This window comes from Acutalibacter sp. (assembly GCF_056800975.1).
Map to the genome: position 1 here is coordinate 1 of NZ_JBQISV010000102.1, position 7036 is coordinate 7036.

At 58.7% G+C, this 7036-nt stretch carries 6 protein-coding genes; all 6 read right to left on the reverse strand.

Annotation, left to right across the window (positions count from 1 at the left end; all coding sequences use genetic code 11):
- On the reverse strand, positions 1-870 hold an 870-nt coding region (gene miaA, locus ACTO5E_RS09430), incomplete at its 3' end, for a tRNA (adenosine(37)-N6)-dimethylallyltransferase MiaA (protein WP_482303194.1).
- Entirely contained in the window at positions 867-2753 is a 1887-nt protein-coding gene (gene mutL, locus ACTO5E_RS09435) for a DNA mismatch repair endonuclease MutL (RefSeq protein WP_482303196.1), read from the reverse strand. The genes miaA and mutL, both read right to left, overlap by 4 nt.
- Positions 2754-2767: 14 nt before the next feature.
- Positions 2768-3169 carry a GNAT family N-acetyltransferase gene (locus tag ACTO5E_RS09440; protein ID WP_482303197.1) on the reverse strand — a complete coding sequence of 134 codons (402 nt, stop codon included), beginning with the start codon at positions 3167-3169 and terminating at the stop codon, positions 2768-2770.
- On the reverse strand, positions 3166-3792 hold the full coding sequence (locus tag ACTO5E_RS09445; protein ID WP_482303198.1) for a hypothetical protein: 627 nt from the start codon (positions 3790-3792) through the stop codon (positions 3166-3168). Before ACTO5E_RS09445 ends, ACTO5E_RS09440 begins: the two co-directional genes overlap by 4 nt.
- Before the next feature lies 1 nt (position 3793).
- The gene (locus ACTO5E_RS09450) at positions 3794-4552 is read right to left on the reverse strand and encodes a class I SAM-dependent methyltransferase (protein ID WP_482303199.1); all 759 of its coding nucleotides are present in this window, start codon (positions 4550-4552) and stop codon (positions 3794-3796) included.
- Positions 4553-4564: 12 nt separating this feature from the next.
- Positions 4565-7036, reverse strand: a 2472-nt coding sequence (gene mutS / locus ACTO5E_RS09455; protein WP_482303201.1) for a DNA mismatch repair protein MutS, incomplete at its 5' end; no start/stop codon positions are given.

Here is a 7036-nt window from a genome sequence, read left to right on the forward strand (position 1 = left end):
CGCTTCCGGCTCCCGGCTGAACCAGGTGAGCTGCCGCTTGGCGTACCGGCGGCTCTCCCGCTTGATATTCTCCGCCGCCTCCTCCAAAGAGATCTGCCCGTCAAAATATGGAAAAAGCTCCTTATAGCCAATAGACTGGGCAGCGGTCGGCTGCTTTTCCGCTGTACGGCAAAAGCAGTAGAAGTCCTCCGCCTCCTGAAGCAGACCGACGTCCAGCATCTGGTCCACCCGCCTGTCAATGCGGTCATAGAGCTTCTGCCGGTCCCGGAACACCGGACAGATCATAACATAATCATAAGGCGGCTCCGCCTGCCGGGAGCGCAGCGTCTGCTGGGAAAAGGGCTCTCCGGAGAGCATACAGTATTCCAGCGCACGCAGCACCCGCTTGACATTATTGGGATGGATGGCCCCGGCAGCGGCAGGGTCTAGTTCTGTCAAACGCTCATGCATGGCCTCCGGCCCCAATTCCTCCGCCTCCTGAAACAGCTTTTGCCGAAGCTCATCACTGCGCGCCTCCTCCCGGAAGTCAAAGCCCCGCAAAAGAGAACGGGCATACAGCCCCGTCCCCCCCACCAGCACCGGCAGTCTGCCCCGGCCGTGTACACCGGCGATCACCTTGCCCGCCATGTCCACATAGTCAGACACACTGAAAGCCTCCTCCCAGGGCAGGAAGCCCACCAGATGATGAGGCGCCTGAGCCAGCTCCTCATTGCTGGGCTGGGCAGTGCCAACCCTCAAGCCCTGATACACCTGCATGGAATCGCAGGAGACAATCTCACCCTTCAACTGTTTGGCCAGGGCAATGCCCAAGGCGGTCTTTCCTGTGGCGGTAGGACCGGTAACCGCCAGCAGCTTTTTCTTTTCTTTCATTGCACTCTCCCGAATTGCTTTTCCAGCTCCCGCCGTTTCAGCAAAATGTAGACCGGCCTGCCGTGGGGGCAGTAACGGACCTCCGGATTCTGTTCCAGCTCCTTTGCCAGAGAGACCAGCTCCTCCCGGGTGGTGTGGTCTCCGGCTTTCATGGCGGCACGACAGGCAATATTGTGATAAACCCAGTCCATATGCTCGGAAGTGATTTCCGTTTTCAGGCCTGCCAGCCGTCCGGCAATCTCCATCACCGCCTCAGCGGCGTCCCCGCCGTCCAGCATCAGCGGGGCCGAGCGGACCAGCACCATGCCCGAGCCAAAGTCCGACACCTCAAAGCCAGCCTGCAGCAGCTCCTGCTCATGCGCCAGCACCGCGGTATATTCCTCCTTGTCCAGGCTGACAGCCACCGGCTCCAAAAGGGTCTGCGCCTCGCTGCCATGCTTCCCTGCCTTCAGCCGCTCATACAGCAGCCGCTCATGGGCCGCATGCTTGTCAATAAACATCAGCCCGTCCTTCCCATACTCCACCATGATATACGTCCCAAAGGCCTCGCCCAACACCCGGGCAGATATCTCCAACGGTGCCGGCGCAGGACGCTCCTCCTGAATGGAAGGGGCCGGTTCCGGAGAAACTGCCGGCTTTGGAATAAAAACCGGACGGAGAACCGGCTCTGAGACTGTCTCAGCCACTGTTCTTGCAGGGGATTCTACTGGTGCTGGCCGGACGGGAGGCTCCACCACCTGGAGGGGCGGGCTGTCCAGCTCCGGCAGAGTCACCGCTGCCCCGCTGTCCCGGAGTACCATCGGGGCAGCAGACAAGGGCAGCTGCTCCTGCTTTTCCGGCACTGGCGCATAAGGCGAGGCAGCAGGCCGTTTCAGCTCCAGCTCCTTCGGCCGGTCTCCTGCCTTCAACGCCGAGTAGACCCCGTGATATACCGCGTCAAAAATAGGCCGCTCATTGACAAAACGAACCTCTAGCTTTGCCGGGTGCACATTCACGTCCACCGCCCCCGCCGCCACCTGAATATGCAGCACACAGGCCGGAAACTTGCCCACCATAATAGAACCCTTATAGGCCTCCTCCAAAGCCGCCATAGCGGTACGGCTGCGAATAAACCTGCCGTTGATAAAAAAATTCTGCATACTGCGCTGGGGGCGGCTGGCCGCAGGAACACTGATAAAGCCCTGAACCTTTACATGCTCCAGTTCATAACGTACAGGAATCAGGGCGGAAGCAAATTCCTTGCCATATACCGCGTAAACAGCCGAGGCAAGCTTACTGTCTCCCGGGGTGTGAAGCTGTTCCCTTCCGTCCCGGATAAAGCGCAGAGAGATCTCCGGGTGGGACATAGCCAGCTTGTCCAGCACGCCCGCCACAGAGTTTCCCTCGGTGGAGTCCTTTTTCAGGAACTTCATCCGGGCAGGCGTGTTGAAAAACAGGTCGCGCACAATAATGGTCGTGCCCTGGGGACAGCCCACCTCCTCCAACTCCGGCTCCTCCTCGCCGCCGCAGAGATAGCGCACCCCGGTCTCCTGGTCCCGCATCCGGGTAAACATCTCCACATGGGACACCGCAGAAACAGAAGCTAACGCCTCACCCCGGAAGCCCAGGGTCCCTATCGAGTTCAGGTCCTCCTCATTCGCCACCTTACTGGTAGCATGTCGCAGAAAGGCCACCGGCACCTCCTCAGGCGCAATGCCGCAGCCGTTGTCTGTCACCCGCATATAGGTGACGCCGCCCCGGCGGATTTCCACAGTCACCACACTGGCCCCCGCGTCTACAGCATTCTCCACCAGCTCCTTGATCACCGCAGAAGGCCGCTCCACCACCTCGCCGGCGGCAATCAGCTCCGCTACCTGCTTGTCCAATACCCGTATTTTGGGCATAGCCTCACCCCTTTCTACAATTCCTTGCGAAAAATGATCTCCAAGGCCTCCCCCGGCAGCATCAGGGAACCGCAGTCCACATATCCATGCCTGCGGTAGAAAAACTGCGCCCGCTCGTTAGCCAAAGAGGATGTCATCACCTGCTGATAGCCTAGCGTCTTCATTTCCTCTTCCCAAAAACTGACAAGCTGCCCGCCAAGTCCCCGGCCCCGCCAGCCCTCAAGTAAAAAGAGCAGGTTCATAAACGGCGTGTGATCCCAAAACAGATTATACCGCAGCCAGCCAATCAGCTCATCCTTTTCTGTCAGAACCAGCACCCGCTTCAAAGCAATCAAGCTGACAAGCTCTTGCCTTGACACATGGCGGTCCAGCTGACACAGCGCGTCCCAATCCCCCTGCTCCGCATACCGTATCATGTCGCGCCGTCCTCCATCCGTTGAAAATATTCATCGCAGAATTGATCCCATTTAATTTCATACTCCTCATGTGGAATCACCTTCAGTTCATAAGGAGATTCCACCCCACGCCGCCGGGCCTCCTGTACAAAGCCACATATGACTTCATTCACCGGCGCTATAAAGGCGAACACCTTGTCAACACCCAACGCTGCCGCTGCAGCCAGCCGGGTGTGGCCGTCATGGGATATATATCTTCCTTCCACAGGGGTAACGGGAATTACAACATCCTCCCCGCCTTTGACAAAATCCCGCACCGCAGCCAGCTTTTCCTGGTCTACATAAAATTGGGATGGCTGTATGTCTTCTAGCTTTACAGCAAACAACTCCACCGGCGGAAACTCTAAACTCCATTCTCCTGTACTGTCGGTAAACCGGGTAATATGCCCTGCATAAAAGCGAAAGCTCTGGATGACCTCACTGTAAAGCTCCGGCCTTTCCCCTCGTACCACCGCACTGTCCCTGCCGGTGATTTCCACCTCATAAGGCGTCCCATCCACAAGAAAGGCCCCGTGCTGGCGCAAAACCTTGGGCGAAAACCGGCAATCATCGTAACGATTGACTCTCTGAATATCCGGCTCCATTCTATTTCTCCTTGATTGCCCGGGTGGCCAAATAGCAGGGAATATGGTGCTCATGAAAGGTCCCCGCCCCGTTGGTGTCCTCATACAGGTGGGTCAGCCGGAAGCCCGCCTCCAGCTGCCCGCCAATCTGCTCCTCCATGGTGTGGGAGAACTGCATCCCATCATCATCCGCCTCTAGCTGTGCCCGCTGCTCCGGGTTTTTCAGCGGATCAAAGGGAAACATGCTCAGCTCCTCCCGATGGTCCTCGTCCACAAACAGAAAATTGATGCCGTTGTCCAGCCCGGAAAGCAGAATGCCCCCTGGGGCCAGCACCCGAAAGCATTCTCTGAAAATTGGCTTGACCTCCTGCACATAACAGTTGGACACCGGGTGAAAAATCAGGTCAAACTCCCCGTCCTCAAAGGGCAGAGGCTTGGTCATGTCTCCCCGGATGATACGAATATCATACCCCTCCCGGGCGGCAACCAGCCGCTCGCTTTCCAGCTGGCGCTCCGAGTAGTCAAACACCGTGCAAACCGCTCCCAACGCCGCGAAAACAGGCATCTGCTGCCCGCCGCCGCTGGCAAGACCCAGCACCCGCTTGCCCTTCAGCTCCCCATACCACGCCTTGGGCACGGGCTTTGTGGGGGTCAGCACCATTTGCCAATCTCCCTGCAGGGCTCTCTCATATTCCTCATGACTAATGGGAATGCCCCATTCCCATCCCTCCTCAATCCACCGGTCAATGGTGGCCGCGTTTATATCTGCATAATTTTCCATTTGTGAATCCTCTCACTGCTTTAATAATGTTGACAGCTCAAAAAGCGCGTTCATACACTGCATAGGGGTCATAGCGTTGACGTCCATCTCCCGCAGCCTTTGCAGCACCTGGCCGTCTGTGCCCTGCATGGTCAGCTGTACCGGCTCCTCCTGGGCACGAAACGCTGCCCGCCGGGCTGCGTGATCCTGGCCGTCAGAGCTCTCCAGCTCCGCCAGTACCTGCTTGGCCCGGCGAATGACCTTCTCCGGCACTCCGGCCAGCTTAGCCACCTCAATGCCAAAGCTGTCGTCTGCCCCGCCCCGCACAATGCGCCGCAAAAAGGTGATGTCGTCCCCCCGCTTCTTCACCGCAATATTGAAATTCCGGGTCCCGGGCAGCAGAGCCTCCAGCTCCGTCAGCTCATGGTAATGGGTGGCAAACAGGGTCTTGGCGCCCACCAGCTTGGGGTCCTGCACATACTCCAACACTGCCCGGGCAATACTCATGCCGTCAAAGGTAGAGGTGCCCCGGCCAATCTCGTCAAATATAATCAGACTTTTGGAGGTCGCGCTTTTCAGAATCTCCGCCACCTCGCTCATCTCAATCATAAAGGTCGACTGCCCGGCGGACAAATCATCCGACGCGCCCACCCGGGTAAAAATACCGTCCACAATACCGATTTCCGCCACAGAGGCAGGCACAAAGCAGCCAATCTGCGCCATAATAGTAATAATAGCCGTCTGCCGCATATAGGTAGACTTGCCCGCCATATTGGGCCCGGTGATAATGGCCACCCGGGTGTCGTTCATGTCCATATCCACATCATTGGGCACAAAGGGCGTGTCATGAAGCAAGGCCTCCACCACCGGGTGGCGGGCGTCCTTCAGGTAGAGCTTGCCGCTGGCGTTGACCACAGGCCGGGTGTAATCATTTTTCACCGAAACCTGGGCAAAGGAGGCCAACACGTCCAGAGCCGCCACTGCCCTGGCGCTCTGCTGCACCCGGTCCAGCTCCTGAGCCACACGAAGCCGGATGTCCTCAAAGATCCTGCCCTCCATCTCTATGGAACGGTCATGAGCGCCCAAAACCCGGTTTTCCAGCTCCTTCAGCTCCGGGGTAATGTACCGCTCGCCGCCGGTAAGGGTCTGTTTGCGTATGTAGGTCTCAGGCACCTTGTCCTTATACGAATTGGTGACCTCGATATAATAGCCGAACACCTTGTTAAAGCCCACCTTCAGCTTGGGAATGCCTGTGCGCTCCCGCTCGGCAGCCTCAATAGAGGCGATCAATGCCTGTCCCCCGCTCATGTCGCTGCGCACTGCGTCCAGCTCCTGGCTGTAGCCCGGCTTGATCAGCTTCCCCTCCCGGATGGTAAAAGGCGGGTTCTCATCAATGGCCTCGTCAATCCATCCGGCAACATCCGCCAACCCGTCAATCTCACCGTTCAGCTCCTGAATCAATGTGGCCTCTCCCTGGTCCAGCACCTGCTTTAGCCCTGGCAGCTTTTGCAGCGCTGCGCATAAGCTGCGCAGGTCCCGCCCGTTGGCAGTGGCGTTCACCACCCGGGTCATAATCCGTTCCAGGTCATGAATCCCTGCCAGCTGTTCCCCCAGCTCGTCCAGCAGCTGGGGACTGCCCGCCAGTTCCTCCACCGCGTTCAGCCGCCGGGTAATCCGGGCGGGGCTGAGCAGAGGCCGTTCCAGCCATGCGCGAATCATCCGCTTGCCCATAGGGGTCCTGGTCCGGTCCAACACCCACAGCAGAGAGCCCTTGCGCTCCTTGTTCCGCATGGTCTCCAACAGCTCCAGATTGCGCACAGCGTTCAGGTCCAGAGTCATATAGGCAGACTCCGCGTCCAGCTCCACCTCTGTAATGCGCTCCAAACCCCGTATCTGGGTGCGGCTCAAATAGTCCAGCAGCGCCCCCAGCGCCAGCACTGTCAGGGGCTTGTCTCCCAGACCCAGCTCCGCCAGCGTCCGGCCCACAAACTGCCGTGTGACAGTCTCCCCGGCCAAAGCCTCCTGGTAGAGCTCCTCGTCCATACACTCCAACGAGGCCTGCAGCTTCTCCCGGATAAAGCCCCCCAGCTCCGTCAGCTCTGTGGCCTCCGGATTGATAAGAATTTCGCTGGGCGAGAAGCGGCCCAGCCGGTTTTTCAGCTCCCGCACCGTGTCCTGGGGCCCCAAAGACGCCATCTGCCCCACCTGCAGCTCTCCGGTAGAGATATCGGCAAAGCACAAGCCCACGCCCCGCTGGTCATAGTACAGCGAACAGATAAAGTTGTTCCGGGCCTCGTCCAGCATACTGCCCTCAAACACAGTGCCTGGGGTAATGACCCGCACCACCTCCCGCTTGACCAGACCCTTGGCGGCTTTAGGGTCCTCCACCTGGTCGCAGATCGTGACCCGGTAGCCCTTGGCCAGCAGCTTGGAGATATACCCCTCTGAGCTGTGGTAGGGAATGCCGCACATAGGCGCCCGCTCTCCCTGGCCGCAGTCCCGGCC